This is a genomic window from Parerythrobacter lacustris, assembly GCF_024626475.1.
In the GTDB taxonomy this organism is placed as follows: domain Bacteria; phylum Pseudomonadota; class Alphaproteobacteria; order Sphingomonadales; family Sphingomonadaceae; genus Parerythrobacter_A; species Parerythrobacter_A lacustris.
Genome location: NZ_JANKHH010000003.1, coordinates 522,528 through 545,143, shown reverse-complemented (window position 1 = coordinate 545,143; position 22,616 = coordinate 522,528). Strand labels below are relative to the sequence as shown.

General features: G+C 59.8%; 21 protein-coding genes. 15 read left to right on the top strand and 6 right to left on the bottom strand.

Annotation, left to right across the window (positions count from 1 at the left end; translation table 11 throughout):
* Nucleotides 1-8: 8 nt before the first annotated feature.
* On the bottom strand, nt 9-590 hold the full coding sequence (locus tag NSO95_RS06115) for a TetR/AcrR family transcriptional regulator (protein ID WP_257595278.1): 582 nt from the start codon (nt 588-590) through the stop codon (nt 9-11).
* Nucleotides 591-721: 131 nt separating this feature from the next.
* Between NSO95_RS06115 and NSO95_RS06110 the strand changes: the two genes are divergently transcribed.
* Nucleotides 722-2,254 (top strand): MmgE/PrpD family protein, encoded by a 1,533-nt coding sequence (locus NSO95_RS06110; RefSeq protein ID WP_257595277.1) that lies wholly within the window; start codon nt 722-724, stop codon nt 2,252-2,254.
* Between the two features lie 35 nt (nt 2,255-2,289).
* Here the strand turns inward: NSO95_RS06110 and NSO95_RS06105 are convergent, their stop codons facing one another.
* Nucleotides 2,290-3,468 (bottom strand): amidohydrolase family protein, encoded by a 1,179-nt coding sequence (locus NSO95_RS06105; RefSeq protein WP_257595276.1) that lies wholly within the window; start codon nt 3,466-3,468, stop codon nt 2,290-2,292.
* A gap of 159 nt (nt 3,469-3,627) precedes the next feature.
* On the opposite strand from NSO95_RS06105, the gene NSO95_RS06100 reads away from it, so the two are divergent.
* Genes NSO95_RS06100 through NSO95_RS06080 form a run of 5 tightly spaced genes read left to right on the top strand, consistent with a single transcriptional unit; the run spans nt 3,628 to nt 7,522 of the window.
* Entirely contained in the window at nt 3,628-4,497 is an 870-nt protein-coding gene (locus NSO95_RS06100) for an acyl-CoA thioesterase (RefSeq protein ID WP_366518997.1), read from the top strand.
* Nucleotides 4,494-5,534, top strand: coding sequence for a phosphotransferase family protein (locus tag NSO95_RS06095; protein WP_436278022.1), 1,041 nt, complete (start codon nt 4,494-4,496; stop codon nt 5,532-5,534). Before NSO95_RS06100 ends, NSO95_RS06095 begins: the two co-directional genes overlap by 4 nt.
* Before the next feature lie 19 nt (nt 5,535-5,553).
* Nucleotides 5,554-6,318: an SDR family NAD(P)-dependent oxidoreductase gene (locus NSO95_RS06090; protein ID WP_257595273.1), complete on the top strand. Its 765-nt coding sequence runs from the start codon at nt 5,554-5,556 to the stop codon at nt 6,316-6,318.
* The gene (locus NSO95_RS06085; RefSeq protein ID WP_257595272.1) at nt 6,315-7,127 is read left to right on the top strand and encodes an SDR family NAD(P)-dependent oxidoreductase; all 813 of its coding nucleotides are present in this window, start codon (nt 6,315-6,317) and stop codon (nt 7,125-7,127) included. Before NSO95_RS06090 ends, NSO95_RS06085 begins: the two co-directional genes overlap by 4 nt.
* Nucleotides 7,128-7,135: 8 nt before the next feature.
* Nucleotides 7,136-7,522: a VOC family protein gene (locus NSO95_RS06080; RefSeq protein ID WP_257595271.1), complete on the top strand. Its 387-nt coding sequence runs from the start codon at nt 7,136-7,138 to the stop codon at nt 7,520-7,522.
* A 69-nt stretch (nt 7,523-7,591) separates the two neighbouring features.
* Here NSO95_RS06080 and NSO95_RS06075 read toward each other — a convergent pair whose 3' ends face one another.
* Both NSO95_RS06075 and NSO95_RS06070 read right to left on the bottom strand, forming a co-directional pair.
* The gene (locus NSO95_RS06075) at nt 7,592-9,217 is read right to left on the bottom strand and encodes a carboxylesterase/lipase family protein (RefSeq protein ID WP_257595270.1); all 1,626 of its coding nucleotides are present in this window, start codon (nt 9,215-9,217) and stop codon (nt 7,592-7,594) included.
* A 13-nt stretch (nt 9,218-9,230) separates the two neighbouring features.
* Nucleotides 9,231-10,388, bottom strand: a complete 1,158-nt coding sequence (locus NSO95_RS06070) for a dihydrodipicolinate synthase family protein (protein ID WP_257595269.1) — start codon at nt 10,386-10,388, stop codon at nt 9,231-9,233.
* Nucleotides 10,389-10,712: 324 nt separating this feature from the next.
* Here NSO95_RS06070 and NSO95_RS06065 point away from each other — a divergent pair, with 324 nt between their 5' ends.
* The 3 genes from NSO95_RS06065 to NSO95_RS15340 all read left to right on the top strand — a co-directional run bounded on the left by NSO95_RS06065 (nt 10,713) and on the right by NSO95_RS15340 (nt 14,817).
* Nucleotides 10,713-12,287, top strand: coding sequence for a carboxylesterase/lipase family protein (locus NSO95_RS06065; RefSeq protein ID WP_257595268.1), 1,575 nt, complete (start codon nt 10,713-10,715; stop codon nt 12,285-12,287).
* A gap of 1,149 nt (nt 12,288-13,436) precedes the next feature.
* Nucleotides 13,437-14,669 (top strand): tyrosine-type recombinase/integrase, encoded by a 1,233-nt coding sequence (locus NSO95_RS06060; RefSeq protein WP_257595267.1) that lies wholly within the window; start codon nt 13,437-13,439, stop codon nt 14,667-14,669.
* Nucleotides 14,596-14,817 (top strand): helix-turn-helix transcriptional regulator, encoded by a 222-nt coding sequence (locus NSO95_RS15340; RefSeq protein WP_366518995.1) that lies wholly within the window; start codon nt 14,596-14,598, stop codon nt 14,815-14,817. The genes NSO95_RS06060 and NSO95_RS15340 overlap by 74 nt, the downstream gene beginning before the upstream one ends.
* Before the next feature lie 87 nt (nt 14,818-14,904).
* Here the strand turns inward: NSO95_RS15340 and NSO95_RS06055 are convergent, their stop codons facing one another.
* Complete coding sequence (locus tag NSO95_RS06055) at nt 14,905-15,699, bottom strand: hypothetical protein (protein WP_257595266.1); 795 nt, start codon at nt 15,697-15,699, stop codon at nt 14,905-14,907.
* Nucleotides 15,700-16,261: 562 nt separating this feature from the next.
* Here NSO95_RS06055 and NSO95_RS06050 point away from each other — a divergent pair.
* From NSO95_RS06050 to NSO95_RS06030, 5 genes are all read left to right on the top strand, one after another.
* Nucleotides 16,262-16,891 (top strand): hypothetical protein, encoded by a 630-nt coding sequence (locus NSO95_RS06050; protein ID WP_257595265.1) that lies wholly within the window; start codon nt 16,262-16,264, stop codon nt 16,889-16,891.
* A 240-nt stretch (nt 16,892-17,131) separates the two neighbouring features.
* Complete coding sequence (locus tag NSO95_RS06045; RefSeq protein ID WP_257595263.1) at nt 17,132-17,890, top strand: hypothetical protein; 759 nt, start codon at nt 17,132-17,134, stop codon at nt 17,888-17,890.
* Between the two features lie 25 nt (nt 17,891-17,915).
* Entirely contained in the window at nt 17,916-18,638 is a 723-nt protein-coding gene (locus NSO95_RS06040; RefSeq protein WP_257595262.1) for a hypothetical protein, read from the top strand.
* On the top strand, nt 18,635-20,614 hold the full coding sequence (locus NSO95_RS06035) for a type IV secretory system conjugative DNA transfer family protein (protein ID WP_257595261.1): 1,980 nt from the start codon (nt 18,635-18,637) through the stop codon (nt 20,612-20,614). Before NSO95_RS06040 ends, NSO95_RS06035 begins: the two co-directional genes overlap by 4 nt.
* A 100-nt stretch (nt 20,615-20,714) precedes the next feature.
* Nucleotides 20,715-21,572, top strand: a complete 858-nt coding sequence (locus NSO95_RS06030) for a replication-relaxation family protein (RefSeq protein ID WP_257595260.1) — start codon at nt 20,715-20,717, stop codon at nt 21,570-21,572.
* Nucleotides 21,573-21,695: 123 nt separating this feature from the next.
* Here NSO95_RS06030 and NSO95_RS06025 read toward each other — a convergent pair whose 3' ends face one another.
* On the bottom strand, nt 21,696-21,881 hold the full coding sequence (locus NSO95_RS06025; protein WP_257595259.1) for a hypothetical protein: 186 nt from the start codon (nt 21,879-21,881) through the stop codon (nt 21,696-21,698).
* Nucleotides 21,882-22,011: 130 nt separating this feature from the next.
* On the opposite strand from NSO95_RS06025, the gene NSO95_RS06020 reads away from it, so the two are divergent.
* Nucleotides 22,012-22,611: a CHC2 zinc finger domain-containing protein gene (locus tag NSO95_RS06020; RefSeq protein ID WP_257595258.1), complete on the top strand. Its 600-nt coding sequence runs from the start codon at nt 22,012-22,014 to the stop codon at nt 22,609-22,611.
* Nucleotides 22,612-22,616 lie beyond the last annotated feature (5 nt).

Here is a 22,616-nt window from a genome sequence, read left to right as displayed (position 1 = left end):
ATCTGGGGTCAATGCACCTCGTAAGCGTCGATCGCGCTGCCAATGAGCATCGCGCTAGTCTCCTGCGCGATCTCGATCTCCAGTTTCCCACTGCGGACCATGCGTGCAAGCGACTCAGGGATTGCAGCTATCAGTTCCAACAGCACAAACGCCTCCCTCGGTCGCAAGGCCAGCGCATCGACCGCATGTCGCGAAAGGTTGCGCAATATCCGTCTGAACTTGCGGGAATTGGCCGCGCTCAGCGGGTTGTCCTGGTTGCGCTCGCGCAAGACGAGATAGCCCAATTGCCCGCCCGTCGCGAGATGATCGAGATAGGCGGCAAAGAGCCGGGTCAGTCGTTCTCGAAACGATGAGTCATCGTTGATGAGCCTGACAATCGCACGGTCGATCGCCTCCGCCTCTTCGGCGAACAATTCATCAATGATCTGGGCAACACTGTCGAAATAAACATAGACGAGGCTACGGCTGACGCTCAGCTCGTCGGCAATATCATTGAGCGAAATGTTCAGCGACCCGGTGGCCAGGATCAGGCGCCGTGTCGCCTCGAGCAATTGCTCGCGCCGCCCCTCTTCCTTCGCCTCCAGCTTCATGGCCGCGTTATCCATCCGCCCCGCCCGAAAGACAAGCGATGAGAAGATTCTATCTCGCTTTATCTCACTATTTGTTTGACCGTCAGAACAAGGTTCTGCACCCTTGTGGCAATGTCTGAGGGAGAGTGGACTTGCCGGATGTCGATGGATTCTCACGACGGGCGATGTTGTCCGGGTCGGCAACGCTGGTTGCAGGCGCTGCCATTGCGACGGGCTCGACCGCGATCGCTCAACGCGACACTGGCAATGGCAATGCCAATGGCGAGAGTGCCGCAGAGCCCGGCGCCGAATGGCATCCGGTCATGCCGGCGCTGACCAAATACATCGCGTCGGCCACCTCCCATCGGGTGCCCGGCGATATTCGTGAACGGGCGCGCTTGCATATTCTCGATACCTTGGCATCCATTATCGCCTGCCAATCACTCGAAGCTGCGAGGCTGGGCAGGCAGTATGCTGTGGCCATGGGCGGCGCCGGGGAAAGCCCGATCCTCGCATCACAGCAAACGGCCACCGCCATCGATGCGGTCTTTGCCTCGGCGATGACAGCGCATGCGGCTGAGATTAACGACTTTATTCCTTCGGCCTACGTCCAGCCTGGTCCTGCGATCGTTAGCGCAGCTATGGAAACAGCGCGCAGCCAGCGTCGTAGCGGCTCTGATCTGATCGGCGCGATCATCGTTGGATACGAAATCGCCGGCCGCCTTCCCAAGGCAATCGGAACGCGCAATCTCTACATGGCCGGGCTGGCCAATCACGGTGTTGCTCCGACCTTCGGAACCGCCGCCGCGGTCGCGCCGCTGCTTGGTCTGGAGAGCAACCAGGTCAATCACATGCTAGCCTATTGTGCGCAGATGGCATCGGGTTCGTGGCAGTGGCTGCTCGATGTCCGGCATATCGAGAAGGCTTTCGTGTTTGCCGGCATGGGGGCCCGCAATGGCATGCAGGCAGCGCATATGGCCCGGCTCGGCTTCACCGGCGTCCCCGACAGCTTCGACAATGAGAACGGCTGGTTCCGTTGGCGGGCGTTCCAAGGTGAAGGCAAGAACCACGCTTCGCTTGTCGAAGGCTTGAACGAACGATGGGAGCTCTCGCTGGCTGCGATGAAGCGCTATCCAGTCGGGGGACCAACCCAGCCGGCAGTGCGGGCGCTGCTTGACCTGCGCCAAACCGTACGGCCCGACCAAGTCGAAAGCATTCTCGTCGCCATGCCGGGCGAAGCGGCGACTTTCGAGCGGGCAAACATGCCGGCGCTGAACATCCCGTACCTTGCTGCGATCATCATGCTCGACGGCAGGCTCGATTTTGTCGACGCGCAGTCACTCGACCGCCAGGCGAACGACACAAATGCTGCAGCGTTTGCGCGCCGGGTCACGGTGGTCCGCGATGCAGCGCAGGAAATGGGTGAAGGCGAGGACCGCACCGAAAGTGCTCGCGTCACCATCGTGTTGAAGAACGGCACAAGCAAGGAACGCTACGTCCCCTATGTGCCCGGTTTTCCGACCCACCCACTGAGCAAGTCAGAGGTCGAGGAGAAAGCGCGAGAGCTGGTGGTACCTGTTCTCGGCGCGGAAAAAGCTAGCAGGCTCATCGCTCTTTGCGACAGTCTCGACGCCGCAGCCAATATCGATCCGCTGGTGGACCTGATGAGGTTTGGGGATGGATGAAGCAGGGGCGGCCGCAGCCGCCCCATTGCTGGTCACTATTCGGCAGCGACCGCCACTGCCGCATGTTCGCGAAACATCATGTGATCGTAGTTGGTGCGGAAGAACATATCCTGCACCTCGTCGTCGAACCCTGCGAGCGAAGCCTCGAACTTGCCGAGAGGGTCCTTGGTGCCTTCGGGATGCGGATAATCGCTGGAGAACATGTAGAGCTCCGGCGAGCTATCCCTGATCATTCGACCGACATCTTCGTTCGGGAACGGCGTGAAACGCACCGCCCGCTTGATGTATTCCGACGGCATCAGGTCAAGCGCTTGCAGATAGGGGTCGGTCCGGTTGAACGAATGCCAGCCGTGGTCGAGCATGCGCAAGAATTCGGGCACCCATCCGGCACCGCTTTCGATCACCCCACCGCGCAGGCCGGGGAAGCTCTGGAAGACACCGTCATAAATCATGGCTGTCAGAAATTCCTGCGGCGCATACCAGAGACACAGGAAGTCGGGGAATCGCAGGTTCTCGCCCCCGCCATGCAGATCAGGGGCCCGTTCGCGACCGTTGTTCTTGAACTTGCCCGGCTGGGTCTTCGTGCCCGGGCCGATGTGCAGCATGAAGGGGATCTGGCGGTCCTGCAGCAATTGCCAGAACGGATCGAAGTCCGGATGGCCCGGACTCTTGTTGCCAGCAGGCCCAGCAGAAAACATCACAGCCGCAGCGCCCCGTTCGATCGCGAACCGCGCTTCTTCCAGCGCCCGCTGCGGATCGTCGAGCGGAGCAAAGGCAACACATTCGAGACGCGGATCCGCATCGCAGAAATCCTGCTGCGCGCGATTGAGTGCGCGCGCGGCGGCATAACGCTGGTCGTCGGTCGCAGCCCGGGTGATGGCACCCAGACCGAAGGTCGGGAAAACCAGCTGGCTCTGGAAGCCAAGCCAGTCGAGCGCTTCGATCCGTTCTTCCTTGTCGAACCCGCCGTAACCGAGCCAGCCCTTCGCCCCTTCGATAGGATTTTCGAGCGCCTTGGCCCTCGCCTCGGGATCGCTCTTCCGCGCCTTGGCCATGTCGATCATTTTGGTGATCCGTTCGCCGCCCTCTCGCTTGGAATACACCTCCGAATACATCTCCTTGTATTCCCCTTCCAGATAAGGCGCGAGCCAGTTCTGGGTTTCCATCGTGTGTGCATCGGCATCATTGACGACGCGGCCGCGGGTGTAGGTCATTTTCGAATCTCCCATGAACTCGACATCCTTCATTATCTCTATTTGTTAGACTGTCAATCAGCGCAACGGGGTCCGCTCTCAAACACGCTATTCCCATCGCCTGAATTTTGGGTATGTGATGCATGTGAGGAGGAATCTACCATAGTAGAACTTGCAGAATTGTTGTCACCGGAGCGTCGTGCGACCGGAGAATGGGTCGGCCAGCCCGGTCCGGCGATAGGGCCGCGCCTGTTCGGAGGACAGGCCATAGGCCAGGCATTGATGGCTGCCGCTGGCGAAGAATGCGAGGACCGCCTCGCCCATTCGCTGCACGCCCATTTCCTGCGTGCCGGGGCAGCCTCTGTCCCGATCGAGTATGTCGTCACCACACTGGCGGAAGGTCGCAGCTTCGCCACGCGAAGAGTCGATGCCCGGCAAGATGAAACGATGATCTTCAGCATGACCACATCGTTCCACGCAGCCGAGCCAGGGTTCGCCCATGCCGTGGCCCCACCCTTCGACCTCGATATAGACACTGCGCGAGCGTCGCTCGATAGCTGGGTGGAGCACAATGTCGAAGCGGGAAGGTCGCCAATCCTCGACCGGCTCCGGCACCGCCCGATCGAAATCGTCCCGCTCGATCCGGGGTCACTGTTCGGCACCAGGCCGCGCGAACCGCAGATCGGCAGCTGGATGCGAATGCGGGATCGAACTGGGGCAGGACCGGTCTTGCAACGCGCCCTGCTCGCCTATGCATCTGACATGATGTTCCTGCGCAACGCGATGCTTCCGCATGGGATCAGGCCGGGCAGCAGCAGCGTTCAAGCCGCCAGCCTCGATCACGCAATCTGGTTCCACGAGAACCCTGATTTCGACCAGTGGCACCTGTTTGCCACCGGCAGCCCGTGGGCCGGGCACGCCCGTGGCCTCAACCAGGGTCACTTTTTTGACCAACAGGGGAAACTTATCGCGACGGTCACTCAAGAAAGCCTGATGCGTCCTCGGGGTGACGCGCTTGATCGTGTCGTGGCGCAGGTTCCGCCAGCGTGATCCAGAGTAGCGGCCCATTCGCCGATCTCGATGGCCTCGCCCTGCAGGCGTGGCTGGGCGAGACGCTTGGTCGTTCGTTCGAGGTAACCGCGATCGGGAAATTTACCGGTGGGCAGTCGAACCCGACGTATCGCGTCGACACTGACGACGGGCCGATGGTGTTGCGACGCAAGCCCTTCGGCAACCTGTTGCCTTCGGCCCATGCGATCGAACGCGAGTATCGCCTGATCGGTGCGCTCCACCCGACGCCGGTCCCGGTCGCGAAACCGATTGCGCTGTGCGAGCACAGCGATGTGATCGGCGCGCCCTTCTACCTTATGGAGATGGTCGAGGGTCGGACCTTCTGGAACGGAGCCTTGCCAGACTGCGACGGTACTGAGCGCCGCGCCATATATCGCGGCATGATCGAAACGCTCGCCAGCCTCCATGCTGTCGATCCGCATGACGTCGGCCTCGGCGACTATGGAGCGCCGGGAAACTATTTCGCGCGCCAGGTCGGTCGTTGGACGAAGCAATACCGCGCATCGCAGACCGAAGAGATCCCCGAGGTTGAAAGACTGATCGAATGGCTCCCCGCAACGGTGCCCGCGCAGGAACGCGTTTCGATCATCCATGGTGACTTCCGCATCGACAACATGATCCATGCACCGGATCGTCCTGCCATCCGCGCGATAATCGACTGGGAATTGTCCACGCTCGGCGACCCGCTGGCAGACTTCGCCTACCTCGCCATGAACTGGGCCATGCCGCATGGCGAACGCGGCGCGCAACTTGGCGGACTTGATCTGCGGAGGCTCGGCATACCGACGCTGGAGGAAGTGACGGCACAGTACTGCAGCCTGACCGGTCGAACGTCGATCCCCGATCTCAACTGGTATTTTGCCTACAACCTGTTCCGGCTCGTCGGGATCATCCAGGGTATCCGCAAGCGCGCGCTCGATGGCAATGCATCGAACGCGAATGCGGTGGCCACCGGTAGCCGCATCGTGCCGCTGGCCAAAGAGGCCTGTGCCTTTGCCGAACGGGCCAAGGTGTGAGGAATTGGAGGAGAGACCGATGTCGCTATTCGATCTGACCGGAAAGGTCGCCATCATTACGGGATCCAGCAAGGGGATCGGGAAGGCCATCGCCGAGGAGCTGGCAGCGCATGGCGCACGCGTGGTAATCTCCAGCCGCAAGCAAGAAGTTTGCGACAAAGTTGCCGCCGGCATCAATGCCGCGCACGGCGAGGGTCGAGCGATCGCTTTAGCCGCCAACATTTCCGACAAGGCGCAACTGGCATATCTGTTTGCGCGCACCAGGGCCGAGTTTAGTCCAGTCGACATCCTGATCTGCAACGCTGCGAGCAACCCCTACTACGGTTCGATGGACGGCATCGAGGACGATCAGTTCCGCAAGGTGTTGGACAACAATGTCCTGTCCAACCATTGGCTGATCCAGCACGCCCTGCCCGACATGCGAGCGAAGGGTGATGGAGCCATTGTGATCGTCAGTTCCATCGGGGGTTTGCGCGGTTCGCCAACCATCGGCGCCTACAACGTCTCCAAGGCGGCAGACTTCCAGCTGGTGCGCAACTATGCAGTCGAGAACGGCCAGCACGGTGTCCGCGTCAACGCCATCGCGCCCGGGCTGGTGAAGACGGACTTTGCCAGGGCCCTTTGGGAAAACCCCGAGGCGCTCGAGGCAACCGAAGCACGGCTCCCGATGCGCAGGATCGGTGAGCCGCGGGATATTGCCGGGGCCGCGGTCTATCTCGCCTCCCCTGCCTCTCGCTGGACAACCGGGCAGATGCTGGTCGTGGACGGTGGAGCGACGATATGAGCGGGCGCCTGAGCAGCAAGACCGCCATCATCACCGGTGCAGCCTCTGGCATTGGCAGGGCGAGCGCGTTGTTGTTCGCACGCGAAGGGGCCAATCTATTGGCATTTGACCGCGCAGATGCCGTTCACGAAGTCGCCGGACAAATCAACGCCTCAGGCGGGCATGCTGTGGCAATGACGGGTGACGCCGGGGATGAAGCCGATATCAAAGCGCTGGTGGCAAGGGCCAAGTCCACCTTCGGTGCGCTGCATGTCATGTTCGCCAATGCCGGCATCACCGGCGGCGTCCGTGGTGGCTTCTTCGACGCGACGCCGGAACATTGGGCGGAAGTGCTGCGCATCAACCTGATCGGCCCCTTCCTGGCCGTGAAACATGCCGCGCCGCTGATAGAAGCAAGCGGAGGCGGGGCGATCGTTTGCACGGCCTCGGTCGCCGGGCTTCGCTCAGGGGCAGGACCGGCGCAGTATTCGGCCAGCAAGGCCGGCGTCATCAATCTTGTCCAGACCGCAGCGCAACAGCTTGCAGGGACCGGGGTCAGGGTCAATGCCGTGCTGCCGGGCCTCACTGAAACCGGCATGACCAAGCCGATGTATGATGGCGCAAGAGCGGCCGGCAAAGAGCACAAGATCGGCCAGCTCAACCCCATGCTGCGCGGCGGAAAGCCGGAGGAAATCGCGGCGGTAGCGCTCTTCCTCGCCAGCAACGAAGCGAGCTACGTCAACGGCCAGGCGCTGGCGGTCGATGGTGGCCTGTCGAGCTCGCATCCGACATCGCGCCCGCCCGGCGATCCCAACCGACCCAGTTCATGAGGCAGAAAATGACCGACCAAGCCAGCCCGGCCCTCTTCACCTTCGTCAAGCTGACCGTCACCGATATCGACCGCATGACGCAGTTCTTTGTCGACGGCTTTGGCATGACCCACGCCGATACTGTCGATACGCCCGAATTCCGCGAGCACATGCTGGCGGGCAAGCAGGGTTCCGCGACCGTCGTGCTGTTCCACTGGAAGGATGGCCGCCCCATCGAAATGGGAAATGGCTGGGGCCCACTCGGCATGATTACGCGTGACGTCGACCGCGATATTGCGCGCGCCGTGAAAGCCGGCGCGACCCGGCGGGGCGAAACGATCCAGTTCGGCCCGGCCCGAATAGCCTTCGTGAAAACGCCGGAGGGCCACGAAATCGAGATGATGCAGATGGCCTAGCGCGTCATGAGTCGGCTCATGCCGGCCCATGACTGACTGGCAAAGCGCCAGACATGCAACGCGATCTGACTACTGCGAACGGCCTTCCGGCAAGAGGCGTTGCAACAGTTCGCGTTCGGCCTTGTCCGGATCAACCACCACTTGCGGCTGCAAGTCGAAGATCATGGTAGCCCTGTTCCCAACGCCGTAGGCCGGCCACAGCGGCAGGGCTGGCGTATTAGGATTGCCTGTCCGGGCAAATGCAATCCACGCATCGGCCATCAGGACTGCCATTCGCTTCGTCGCGGGTGTTTCAGGTCCCGTGAAGCTGATCGAGCGCGCGACATTGTCGAAGACAAAAGCGATGTCGAGCGCATGGGGCGTTTGCAGCCGCCCGCCTTCTACCGGGGTCTTCCAGTCCAGCCGGTACATATAGACCGGCGCAGGCTGGGCGCCCTTTCGCTCTGCTTGCAACAGCGCCGTCCCGCGATAGTTGCGGAAGGTTGCAACCTGGAAGAAGACATCGCTGGCATCATAGCCGGGATGGGCGGCCCGCATGCCGTCAATGACGGCCTGGATGTTCTCCTTGTCGACATACTCAGCAAGCTTGGCCGGCAATTCCTCCCAGCCGAGCGAGAAGTTACCCGGTTGCCCGAGGCCACCCTGCAAACGCATCTCGTTGTTGTTGGTCCCGACCAGCAAGGGGATGTTCGCAGAGACCGGTGTGGCATCAGGGGTATAGGGATGGCGCGTCAGTGACCGGCCATCGACCACCGGCCGAAAGAACGCGGCCCGGCTGCGTGAGGCCATCATTGCCTTGACCAGATCTTCCATCGGCATGGCGGCAAGTTCATCGACCGACTGCACCTTGGCAGTGTTCATCAAATCCTTCGCCAGGCCTGTCGCCAGTCGCGGATCGAACCCCGCCAGGGACATCGAGCCTGATTGCGCGATAGCACGGTGGAACAGCCCCTGCGCATCTTCCATGGCCATAAGGGTCGCGACCTTGGCCGCCCCGCCGGACTCGCCAAAGATCGTAACATTGCCGGCATCGCCGCCGATCGCCTGGGCATGGCTCTGCACCCATTGCAGAGCTTGCACGATATCGAGGCTGCCCAGGTTTCCGGCATCGGCATATTTGGGATCGTCGGTCAGGCCCGCGAGGTAGCTGTAGCCAAAGCCGTTGAGCCGGTGATTGAGCGTGACGACAACCACATCGCCGCGTTCAGCGAGGCGCGAGCCATCATATCCATTGCTCGAACCCGATCCGGTCACATAGCCACCGCCATGCAGCCACACCATGATCGGTCTCTTCTTCCCATCCCCTAGTCCGCGCGTCCAAACATTGAGGAACAGGCAGTCCTCGCTCATGCCAACCGAATTGACCCAAGATGCGAAGACCGGAATGTCTTCCGATGGCCGCTGGGGGCATTCGCTGCCGAATTGCGTACCATCGGCGACCCCCGTCCATGCCGCTGGTTCGATTGCCCGTTGGAACCGGCGCCCTTGCGTCGATGCGGCGTAGCGGATGCCCCTGAAGACCGCGACGCTCTTGCTGTCGCCCTCGCGCTTTCCGCGTACAGCGCCATATTTCGTCGACAAGACAGGATCGACCGACAGAGCGAGGTCAGGCGAACCGCCGGGCGACGCGGTCGAACATGCGACCAGGGCCATGGCAGCGACCGCAAACAGCCCGGCCATCATGCGTTTTTTCATCAGAAATCCTCTTTCAGTCATGCGAATAATAGGGGTGGCCGGCCAGGTCCCGCGGGCGCACACCTCTGGCCCAGGCAGTGCGGCCGACAACGAACTCGTCATCGGAACTATCGGTTGGCGTCAGGCCGGATGCCGCGAAGGCGGCACGCATGGCCTTGCGCGCCTTCGCGTCGAGGGTCGGTATCGCGCCTTCGGGCGCGTGCGGATCGATTGGCAGGAGGCCGCCATTGCCGCCCCCTAGCCATTGGTAATAGCGATTGTGCTGCCAGGGATGCGCACCCATGCGGATCACCGGTGCCTGGACGGCAAAGAAGTGCGAGAGGACCGGCTCTATCCGGACCGCCAGCCTGTCGAGCGCAGCGAAATCGCCGCGTGCCGACGCCTCGAGAATGCTGTTGCCGAGCTGTTCTTGCGGCGTCTGGATCGCCTCCGCATTCCATTGCCCGCTCCAGGCAATCCGCACCTCCCTCGCCAGCAGCGGCAGGAAGTCGAGGTTGACCGGGCCGATCGACAGGCGATCCCCCAGCCGCTGTGCCAGCTGGAAGGTCGAAGTCAGCGAAACCGGCTGCGACACCTTGACTGCGACGGTGTTGGGCAGATCCGCGATGCGGTCATAAACGTCCAGGGGTTGGCCCGCGGGTCCGAGGCCCGGGAAGCTGCGCCGACCTGTTGCGGCGTAGAGCATTACGGGCAGTTCAGTGGCGCGGATGCGACGGGCCATCAGGTCATAGAGCGCGGCCGCATCGAAGCCAGCGGGATAGGTCGATGCCAGAAGCACCAGGTCGACCCCAAGCCGCTCAAGTCGGGCCAGCTGTGCCCGGTCAGTCTCCGGATCGCGCCCTGCAACCATGCCATGCACCGGCAACTTGCCTGCCGCCTCGTCAATGACGATGCGGTACAGCTCCTCCCATCTAGGATCCTCCGGCAGCGTCCAATTGATCATCGGCATGGTACCGGCAAACCCCTGCGCGAGCGCGTGGCGGACATCATGCCGGATGGCCTCTTCATCCAGTGTCCGACCGTCGGGCAGGAAACTCGGCAGGAACAGGCTCATCAGTCCGTGGAGGTTGTCGCGTGCCCATTTGCGCTGCGACGTGCTGGCGTCCGGCCACTTGCGCTCAACCTGGATTTCCAGGGCTGCACCGAGCCCGCTTGCCGACGCGCCGGTCATGGCAGCCGCTCCGTAGAAGAGCTGTCGGCGGGTCGCCGAAGAACGTAACAAGGGACTGGTCTCCTTTCTGGCATCAGCAAGCGAGTTCGTTGCAGCTCAGCGTACGAGCGAACCCGGAATTCGAATCGCCAGTTGGCGTTGGCCAGTCGATTCGACAGGGCAGTCTCGAGCCATAGCGATCCCTCGCTTCCTCCTTCGATGCCATCATGGCCGATCATTCCATACCCATTTATCGAAAAAGGGTTTAACACGGTCGCACAATTGGTTCTAGTGCCAACGCAACACAAGCCGAATGTTTCGGCCAGTACCGGGGAGAGAGACATGATGACACGCAGAACTGCCATTGCCGCCGGGATCGCTACCGGTGTGGCTAGTCTGGCTGGCCCGGCCTTCGGCAGCAGCATGTTCCCGGTGGTGGAAACCGCGCAGGGCAAGCTGCGCGGCATGACGTCTGGCGGCGTCCAGATCTTCCGAGGCATTTCCTATGCTGCCAGCACAGCCGGAGCGAACCGCTTTATGCCCCCTCAGCCTGTCGAGCCTTGGGGCGGCGTTCGCGACGCGCTTCACTGGTCAGAGGTCGCCCCGCAATTTCCGGGCGATCGGCGCTCGACATATGCCGATCTGATCATGGTCGACCGCAATCCCTCCGGAATGGGCGAGGACATGCTGTCCCTCAATCTCTGGACGCCGGGTTCCGACCACAATGCCAAGCGCCCGGTTATCGTGGTCCTCCATGGGGGCGGTTTCTATTCGGGTTCCGGGAACTCTGTCGGCATGGATGGAGAGCAGATGGCCCGGTTCACCGACAGCGTGGTGATTGCCGTCAATCATCGGCTCGGCGCCTTCGGCTTCCTGCACCTCGCCGAGTTTGGCGGAGAAGATTTTGCCACTTCCGGCACTGTGGGGATGCAGGACATCGTGGCCGCACTCGGTTGGGTGCGCGAGAATGTCTCGGCCTTCGGCGGTGATCCCGAGCGCGTGCTGGTTTTCGGCCAATCCGGCGGCGGAGCCAAGACCAGCGTCCTGATGGCCATGCCCGACGCGCGAGGCCGCTTCCAGCGCGCCGGAGTCATGAGCGGCTCGGCACTGCGCATGATGCCCGCCGAACTCGCTTCCGCCACGGCCAAACGCTTGCTCGACCTATTGGAGATCGCACCCGGCGACGTGCGCAAGCTGCAGGAAGTCCCGTGGGTGACCCTGCTCGAAGCACAGGCCAAGCTGGAAGCAGCCTACAGAGCCGAGGGCGAGGCCCCCGGGGCGTTTGCGCCGGTCGTGGATGGGATCACTTTGCCACGACATCCGTGGGATCCGGATGCACCGGCCATCTCGTCCAATATCCCGATGATCGTGTCGACCGTCCTCGATGAACGCTCGTACCGTATGGGCGATTTCGACATGACCGAAGAGGGTTTCGTTGCCTTCGCACGCGAGCGCCTGGGCGACCGCGCAGAGGACGCCGTCGCAGCCTACCGCGAGGAAGATCCGGGCGCCAAGCCATTCCTGCTTGCAGCCCGGCTCGATTCCGACCGGACTTTCCGCAAGGGCGCATTCACGCAAGCAGAGCGCAAGGCAGCACAGGGCGACGCTTCGGTCTGGACCTACCTCTGGACGTCGCCCAGTCCGGCGGCTGACGGACAGTTCGGCGCGGTGCACGGCATCGACGTCGCTCCCAGCCTCTACAACACTCGTGGAGCCTTGAACGGATCGAGCCGTGAAGCGGTCAAACTCGCAGCTGCAATCGCCTCGTCATGGGCTGCATTCGCCGCCAATGGCGATCCGGCCAATGATCGCGTTCCCGTGTGGCCAGCCTACACGCAGGACAGCCGCAATACGCTGATCTTCGGCGAGGAGATTGCAGTTCGATCCGATCCTCGCGCGCAATTCCGTCGGTTCTGGTGACATTTCCACGGGCGCGGGCAGAATGATCGCAATTCGTCCTTCATCTGCGCAGCTGCCTTTTACCTGATCGCAGCTCAGGCAACGAGGCTGTGCCATTGAGCCAACAAGGCAGGGCGGTAAGTTGACGACTGGCGGGTAGCGCTCGCAATTTTGATCCCTCGCTCCTTTCAGATCGCATGCCATCGGAAACGGATTTCCCGCTGAAGCCCAAATACTGATCGCCATCGGTGCGACGGCATCCCGTTTAATCTTCGATTGCTTGCAAAATATCTCGATCCATCAATAATAATGTGTGCCCAGCGCACGACATTTGGCAGTTTTACAGTCTTGTACGACTTGTCTCTAGTATAGTTTCGCTCAGACGAGTGGATCATTTAGGCGACATATCTGCCCGGAGCATCTCCGTCGGTTGATCTTCGCTCTCCTTTTCCGCCACTAATGTTTAGACCTGAAGGCTTCCTCTTCGTTTGCTTAAGCTCGGCCAGCCAATGGGCGCAGGTTTGCTTTCATAGCTTCTGCAACTGCGCCGGGACGACTGGAATTAGCGCGCTAAGATGCCACTTCAGGAGAGAAAGTGCTGCCCTCCTTGCCCGCGAACCCTTGCTAATGTTCGGATCCTCAGGCGGGACTCGAACTCCAAGCAAGCTCAGGGACTTCTCCCCTCCGGACCTTTTCTCAATTTGCCACCGTCAGGGAGCAAGTACTTGATACACAGTATCTTTTGGACAATCACCTGATTGAGCCAATCGGTTGTATCGTCGCTAATGGCGCTGGCCGGAAATACCCCCAAAATACCCCCACAGACCCTCCGGCTTCATGTGGACACGTGCGGACTTATGCGAACGTATGCGGATAGCATGTGGTAGCGTATTCTCTCTGAGAACAGCATCTTAGGCCAGATTTTCGTACGTATACGGACCCACGCGAACCCATACGGACGCCAATTTCTGGTAGCGGAGGAGGGACTTGAACCCCCGACACCCGGATTATGATTCAGATTATCCGCCCGCTCATACCTGTTCATGTTGACCGAAAACGCATTAAAATCAGGGCAGTTTTCTAGCTGGTGGTATCATGGATGCGGATGCTTGCTCATTCCATCTCACCCCGCCCGGTGCCAAATCGGTGCCGAAAAGCTAGGAGGCTTCCATGCCCAACGTTGCACTTACCGACGCTGGCATTCGGGGGCTCGCTCTCCCGCTGACCGGCACACTCACCTACTGGGACGCAAGCCTGAAAGGGTTCGGCGTTCGGGTATCACCAAAGGGAACGAAAACCTTCATCGCGCTAGTCGGGAGCGGGCAGCGCCACAAGATCGGTCGCTACCCACTCATCGGCCTTTCGATGGCGCGAGACGAAGCGAGGAAGCTACTCGCTAAAAAGACACTCGGCACCTACGAGAAGCCCAACACGACGACTTGGGACACCGCGATCGAGAGGTATCTCAAAGCCTGTTCGGAGAAGAACCGTCCGAGCACAGTCAGCGAGTACCGACGCCACTTGGCCCGGTTCCCGTTCAAAGAGCGGCGCCTTGAGCGGATCAGAAAGCGTGATGTCGCAGAGGAGCTGGAGAAAATCCCGGCCAAAGGCGAACGGGCTCACGCTCTGACAGCGGTCAAAATCTTCTTCTCTTGGTGTGCAGCGCAGGGCCTCATCGATGCATCCCCTGTCTCTGCCCTCAAATCCCCGCCACAGCGTCAAAAACAGGCCCTACGAGCCCTATCTGAGGCGGAGCTGAAAGAGGTATTGGGGAATGCTCTCAACCACCCCTACCCGTTCGGCCCGATTGTTGCACTCCTTGCTCTTACCGGCCAACGTCGCAACGAGATTGCGAGCCTCAAATGGGAGAACCTGACAGTTGGGACGATGACGATCCCCGCCGAGGCTGCAAAGAACCACTTGGCGCATACGTTCCCCTTCGGGAGCCTGGTTCGGCAAGTCTTGGACGGCTTGCCCGACAAAGGATCGGCTTATTTGTTTCCGGCCAGCCGGGAGCACGTACGCACGAAACCGACGACCGTCTTCAACGGATGGGGCAAGGCTAAGGCAGCGTTCGACACCAAGCTTGTAGGGGTTGAACCGTACAAGCTGCACGACTTGCGCCGCACGTTCGCCACCACGCTACAGCGCCTCGGGGTTCCACTTGAGGTGCGAGAGAAGTTGCTCAACCACATATCAGGGAGCCAGGCGGGCGTCGCTGGCGTCTACAACGTCTACGGCTACGAAGCCGAGATGAAGGACGCTATGGCCAAGTACGACGCATATCTGGTACAGCTACTGCGCTCGGGCAATACTCGGGCACATCGCGATGTGCTCCTTTCTAAGGAGTCTCGTGATGAAGTTGCTAAGCAAGAAGGAGGTGCGCTCGAAGGTTCTTTATAGCCCCGCACATATCGCCCGCCTCGAAGCGGCCGGACAATTCCCCAAGCGGGTACGTCTTGGTCCCGGAAGGGTCGGATGGGTAGACGAGGAAATAGAGGACTGGATTCGTAAGCGCATCGCCGTCCGCGACGCACACACCGGCCCTTAAAAGGGCCAGGAGGACCAGCGAAGTAATTCGCTGGTCCTTTTCGTCGATCCACCAAATCAGAACATCAACTATTGTCGGATCGGAAATTCAACCGCAGAGGTAAACAAACGTACCGTGTAAAGTACTTGCAATTACTCCTGGGGTTTCCATATCAATTTCATCCCTAATCCACTTATCGTCACTACCCATCAACAGTACATTTTTACTTTCAAGCCTCCAAAATGCCTTTGGTCCATTTGGATGGAATTCAACAGTTCCATCGCTATTAAAAGTGATTGCAACCCCATCGCAATCGCCTTTTTCTTGCGCCCATTTGCCCACCAGCCTCTCTTTGTAAGCTTTAAGCGGGTCAACAGGAGGCGTCTGCTTCTGACCGTACGCCCACTCCGTAGTGCATGAAGCTAAAGTCGGCCGGGCATGGAGGACCAATGTGCTAATTCGCCAATCTTGGCGCACAATCCGCCAGACTCCAGACCTGAGCTCGAAAACCACAGTTCCCAAGGGTGAAGAATTCGAAGTCCAGTCACGCCAGGCAAACGTTTGTCCGTGCCGTCCAGCGCTTTTGTAGCGCTCGGCATTAGCCGACCAAATCACCCGATACCGGGCAGTTACGCCATTTAGACGATCAGCATCGCTGACGCCCCCAAAGGCCTCGGTGCGATATGTGACCCGCTCGGCCACGCCCATTTCGCCGGGCAGCTCGCCGCGAAATCGCGCACCATCGGGGCACTGGATGAAGCGTTTTGCATGCTCCTCAGAAATTGCGTTTCGCAATCCCGGCGGAGCATTTTGGGCAGTAGCAGTGCCCGTCAGAGGGCTGATCCAAATCGAAAGCAGCGCGGAGAGGGCAAGCGCCGTTCTTAGCAGAGCCTGAAAAGCCATCAATGCACCCTCCCGCATTCGCTAGTTGTCAATACGCACAGGCCTGCCGCTCCGGGAAAACACTCATATCGGTACCGTTTTTCTAGTTCAAAACCAGGTGAGCAAGAGCGGCATGGTGGGTAAACATACACCTACCTATCCTGTATGCATACGCAGAATATAGCGCCGACCGTACCGTACCGTCTCATTCCTACTCTTCCGCACCACTGTTCGTCGGGCTCACGCCACGACCCCATGCAATTCAATCCCTCTCGGGAACGCCGCCTTTTCCTATCGGACAAAGGACGCCTTCAAATTGCATGGGGTCGTGGCGCTCCGCTACCAACGACGAACAGTGGGCGGCACCGTTCGCTTGCGAAGCAAGCACGCTGGCACCTTCCCACCTGACCACTGTCCGATACAAAGCTCAAAGAACCTGCCCGCCCTCCCTGTCCTAAAGGACGCCCGTCGCAAAAAAATTCAACGCGACCATACCGGCACACTCCGGCGCATAGCGCCTCACACCGCACCATACCGAACGGTGACAGCCGCCATATTGTTTGAGATCAGGTGCCGTCGGCAATTGGCCGACCAACCCAAGGAGGTTGCCTATAAACTAACAAAATCAATTATGGCCTTAAACATGTGTGCGATGCGGAAGACCCACGTTCAGGAGCGGTCTTACGAGCGCGAAGAAGGAAAATATTCGGTAGAGATAACCCGTCGCGGAAAGCCGGTGAGCGAACTCAAAGCAGATCGCGTTACGGTCGAAGAGCGGGTGATGGAGTGGACCGGCGCAAGCCACATCCACGCTTGGTTCGTGAAGAATGTGCAGAACGGAAAGGACGACTCGAGTTTCTACCCCGTCTCGACGGGCAAACTGGAGGAACTTCTGAGCGTCTGCGAACGCGTTCTCAGTGCCTCGTACCTGGTACCGGAAAAGATGTTTGCGAAGAGGATCGATGCTTGGCCACGACCAACCCAGGATGATCTACGAAATCCGCGGAAGGTCCTCAAAAGTATCGACACGGCTCACAAATTTCTGCCGATACCACGCACCGGCTACAGCGACGCTGACGCAGATTACGACGAGGTATACCTCAACGCAGTGGAGGAAACTCGTACCTGGATATTGCGCATGATCGCGGACCGTGGAGAGGGAATGCACGGCGAGATCCATTACTGCGGCGGACGGTACGTGCGCTTCGACTAGCGAAGCGGCTCCGCAGGGTTCGCCTACCGAAATTCTGACTTCGACTGCATGCCGCCGACGAGCCCCACGCCGCGCACCAAAGCCCTGACATAGTCGGCAATTCCTTGCCCAGACGGACAGGCGGGCTGCATCACCGAGAGGAGGTGCAGCCCAAGGGCTTACAATGGCAAGGGATGTACCTTCGTTTCGTGGGTGGCGGGAGCAACCCTACACGAGGCGAGGCTCTACTCTCCCCACCCCATGCCAAATGCCCTCATCATCGGCTCCGACAAAGAGCCAATTTTCGACCATCTTCCAGACCGCTTCCTATTCATCGACGACGGGACGCTCATCGACCGCGTGGAGCTCCCACCGCGCCGGGCTGTCATCAATTTTGACCCGCTCAAGCATTCCTTCAATCCCCTCAAAGGGATGAGCTACCAGAAGGCGCGACAATTCTGGGACGTTCTCAAATCCGCATTTCCCGAAGGTGAGAATACGCTGACGAAGGCGGCGGCCGAGTTGCAGATACTGCGCGCGCTGACGGACCATCCCCGAAGCCTCTCGACACTTATTCCAGACACCAAGGACACCCAGTACGCGCACCAGCTCATCGCCAAACTGCTGCTTTCGCCTGTCCTTGAGCGTGTCCTTTGTCGCCCGACCAATTTGTCTTTTAAGGGCACGATCTTGGCACGGCTCGATCGCGCGACGCTTGGTGATTTTGATGCTTTCGTGATCGCCAACCTTCTCATCTCGCAATATCCGGGACCAGTCGTGCTACCGGACTTCGGCTTCTACCAATGCCGGTTTCATTCCGCCCTGTTGCGTCAAAATCGCCTGATAGCCGGAGTCAATTCATTTGATGAAGTGCCAGCTTGGAAACAGCGCTTGCTGCTCGTCGATACTAAAATCCCCAGCCACTGCACCCCCGACGATGCCAAGCTCTTGGCCATCTATGCCGGGATTCCACCGGGTACCAACAAATACAATACATTCATCGAGGAGAGCATTACTTGAGACCTCAGGCGACACGGGAGGTCTTATGCAACTGAGGATCAAGCGGAGCCAACGCGATGGTGGGCTGACCAAAAGCACGGCGATATTCTGCCTGGACGCCCGCGCGGAGTTCACACCTCAAGAGAGGAATGACCTTCGTCGTTACAAGCTTCAAAATTTGGTGATCTACAATAGCGAAGCGGCGAAAGGCTACTTGGACAGGGGCTCCTCGTCAGAAGACGGCTCGGTACGGGGATCGCTCAAAAACCTCGCTTTCTCCGCCCTCGCTTCAATGCGCCTCAATATCACGGTAGCCAGCCTCGAACGGGGCCAGCACGTCGAGTGCAAAAGTCTCGACGAGGTGCTTGCTTGCGAAGAGGCATTGCACCAAGCCTGCAACAATCTGCGCGGCTATCTGGATGTCGTTGCAACGTTCGACGGGCGGGAAGTCGTCGTGGCCTTTGAAAGCGGCGAGGAGCCGAAGGCGATTGCACAATCGACACCGCTTCGCCCGGCTGAGCCTCCGTCGACCCATCCGACCCATGTTTCGCTTCCTGCACCAGATCCCGTCGCGCCGCCTCAAGAGCCAATGGAGCCAGCTGAGCCGACGGAACCTCCAATCAATTACACCAAGGCCGTCGCTGACGACCTCGGCGGCGAGTTCCGCAAAGCTTTCCTGAATCCGGACGGGAGCACGAGGCTTGAAAGAGTCATCCCAATTGTGCTCATCGCCTTGGTGTTCATCTTTCTTGCGCAATACAGCTCTTGAGCACTTACACCCCACTCTTTCGACGGTTTTTCGGCAACGAGCGATCGCGCGAGTTGCAGGAGGTCCGAGACCTATACCATTGGGTGAAAGCGGCACAGGACCGCTCCACAAGCACTCCAGAGGAACTTATCGATCTTATCGCTTGGTCAGTTCGCGACGAGACCGGAAAGGATGCGCCCGCCCCCCTTCTGAAAGCTGTGAAGAAGCTCGTCACGTCCGATACCCACATCTGGAACCTGCCGCCGCCAGCTTTTGAACGAATGTCGGTTGCCGAGCTCGTCGAGTATCGAAGCCTCCTTCACCAGAAGCAGTACTTCCTCCAAAACATTGAAGAGCTGGAAGAGCTTCAGTACGTGATCGCGCGAAACCTCACTCTCGGGCTCGCACAGCGTCTCCCGGAAACCGAGGCACCCTCCCCCTTCACTATCCCCCTGATCTTCGCGCTCGAAAATCCCAGGGATGCAGTTGACCGGATCGCGCCTACACTCGCAGATGGATTTGACCGTGGCTTGTTTGCTGAAGTTTCCCGCAAGCTGTATCGCAATCTGTGTCGCGCTTCCGGTCGCGACCCCGAGGATGAGCGCAGTCGCAAGCCGCTAATAGGCCCGGATGAAAGCCCGCTTCCGCTTGCCGAGCTCGTCGAGACATACTTCAAGGGAACGCCGTTTCAAGACCTTCTGCTTTCGCCGGTACCGCTCAAGCTCAGGGCCGAGGATCGCTTCAATCATTGGCATGTCGTTGGCGGTACCGGTGCCGGCAAGACTACCCTGATTGAAAACCTGATCTTGCACGACCTGAAGAGTGAAGACCGACCTGCGCTTGTGGTCATTGACCCGCACGGCGACTTAATTCGAAAGCTCACTCACGCTGACCTTGGGCTCGAGGACCGGCTCATTCTCATTGACCCACGCGACACAAAGTTTCCGGTCGCGCTCAATCCGTTTGCGGTGAACCGGGAGCGCCTGGCCACCTATGACGAATCCACCCGCGAGCAAGTCACCGCAGGGGTCATTCAGACATTCGGCTACCTATTCAGCGGCCTCACCAATCTCACGCTCACCGGCAAGCAGGAGGTCTTTTTCCGCTATGTGACGAGGCTGATGCTCTCGCTTCCCGACACTATGGGCCGCAACGCCACGATCCTGGACATGTTGCACCTGATGTCGAACCCAGCGCCGTACGAGGAAGCGATCGAGCAGTTGCCCGAGATACCACGTGAGTTTTTCCGCACCGACTTCAAAACCAAAACGTTCGAAGGTACCAAGGAGCAAATTCGCTACCGCCTTCAAGCCATTATCGAGAACCCGACCATGGCGCGGCTTTTTACCGCGCCCGAGACCAAGGTCGACTTTTTCACGGAGCTGAACCGCGGTGCGGTGATCCTGGTCGACACCGCGAAAGATTTCCTGAAAGAAGGTTCGAGCGTGTTCGGGAAGCTCCTAATCTCGCTCATTCTTCAAGCGATTCTGGAGCGTGCCGCCATACCGGAAGGACAGCGTAAACCTGCCTTCATCTCTATCGATGAAGCCGGGAGCTTCTTCTCCCAGAACATCGACGACCTGTTGACCGAGGCACGTAAATACAAGGCCGGATTGCTGCTGGCGCACCAGTATCTTGACCAAGCCACAGGCAGCCTCAGGTCTTCTTTTGCGGCCAACACCGGAATCAAATTCGCATCGGGACTGTCCGCTAACGACGCCCGGCAGATGGCCCCCGACATGCGAACGACGCCCGATTTCATCCTCGCCCAGCCACGCCTTCAGTTTGCCGCGCATATTCGCCACGTGACGCCCGGTGCTGTCAGCATTCCGGTTGAGCCGGTACGTTCGTTGCCGCAGCTCGATCAATCTGCTCGTGAGGAACTCCTACGGCGCAATCGGGAGCGGGTTTCGCTTGCCACCAGCGTGCAAGCAATTCCAAACCCACAATCGAGCGATTCCAAACCAGACCCAGCGGACGACTGGGTGGACTATTGAAATTTTTGGGCGCGCCATCCGGCCGCATGTCGCACCCTGCTGTTCCACACCGTTTCATGCGAAACGGTTACGGCGCAATTTGGCGCGGTATCCTTATTTCATGGCTACCGATACCCAAGGAAGGCGACTCAGGTTCGCGCCGCCTGCGCCCAAGGAAAACGAGGCTGTCATCCCTCAGGAGGCCGACCTTGCCGCCTGGGCGGCGATATCTCGGCACGGCCCTTTGCCGATCACGTATCTCGCTCAATTCGGCGAGCCTCGCAATCGCGCTAACCTCCAGCGCCGCTACACCCGCTTTTACCATCAAGGCTGGCTCACGCGGCCTGCCCGCCAATATGCGAGCTTCCATGCACGCTACAGCCCGCTTGTCTACGACTTGGCCCCGAAGGCGCAGGCGCTTCTCGGCAAGCAGGCCTGTGCCGTGGCCCCGTCTCGATCCGCTCCGTTCGTTCACCAGCTCATGCAGGCGTGTTTCACCGCATCACTTGAACTGACCGCACCTAAGCGTGGCTTCCGGTTTGTCCCGCGCGATGAGTTGCTTGCTCACCCGAAATGCCGTCAACGCTCCCTAACCCTTCAGTTGGCCGCGACGAAGCTCACACCCGACGACTTGTTTGCCATCGAGCGACCCGACGGCAAGAAGCGCATTTTCTTCCTCGAGGTCGACCGCAATACAGAGAGCATTGAGCGTTCGGTTTCCGGCTACAACACGTGGAGCAAGAAGGTTGCTGCCTATGATGAAATGTTTCGCTTGAAGCGCCACACCGAGGCCTGGGGCTTTCCGGCCGCCAGTGTCCTGATCGTCACCACCAACGATCGCCACGCTGAAAATCTGCGAAGCTACATCGAGAAAAAGAGCCCAGCCGCTGATCGCTTCATCTATGCTTTCGAAGAGACGTTTGGCGCAAACTGGAGGGTACCGAAGGCCTTGCTCGCATCCGCCGATATGGTGCTGTAGCTGACGCACGAACCTCTCCGTGAAGAGAGGCTCCCGCGCAGTTATGGCCTAACGAGCGGAACCCGCTCGCCCCTCTATGATAGCAGAAAAAAGCCCCCGCAACGTGCGAGGGCTTTCGGGCGTTTAGTCCTTGTTGTCGAACAGTACGAGCTCGCCCATGACGGCGATATTCGGCCGCAACTTCACGCTGATGCCGATCGCCTTGTCGCTTTCGAAGCGCCAGCCTGCGCCGATGTCTGAGTAAAAGCGGTCGCCGTTCTGGCCTTCTTCCGCCGTGCAGACCCGATAGTCGGGTTTCCTTCCAGCCATGATGGACCTCCTTTGATTGTGTCCACCTTCATTGAAGCACGACCGCGCGCCCTCACCCGGTACCCGTGGGGATAGCGGCGCAATGCCGGTGATACACTGAAAGCAGTCAGCTCTTTGAAAGGAGGCCGAAATGCCCGGATTCATCGATTTTGCGGCCGTCAAAGAGGCCGTCAGCTTTGCCCAAGCCGTTTCACTCTTGGATTTGCCACTCAAACGCCAGGGCAACCAATGGCGGGGACCGTGTCCCCGTTGCCAGCAAGGAGGCGACCGTGCGCTTGTCGTCACCGAGGGCCGAGGCTTCTTTTGCTTCTCGGAGAAGAAGGGCGGCGACGTGATTTCACTTGCCGCTCACATCCTCGACATACCGGCGAAAGATGCAGCCGCAGAATTGGCGGAGCTTGCCGGTCTGACCGACAGGACAAGTCAAGGGACAAATCCCCGTACAAGTCGCACCGTTCCGGAGAGCGAGGGGGTGGAGGGCAGTAAGCTCTCCCCCCTGAGCTATCTCGATCACGAGCATGAGATGGTGATCGCGCTCGGTTTTGATTCGGCGTTCTGCGAGGAGCATGGCATTGGCTACGCGCCGCGCGGCGTTGTCAGGGGCTCTATTGCCATTCCGCTTCGCAGTGATCGAGGCGCATTGCTTGGCTACATCGGCGTGCAGGATATCACCTACCTTCCCGCCGATTTCCAAACCTCGAACGTCGTGCCTTTAAAGAGGCCGGCGTGAATGAG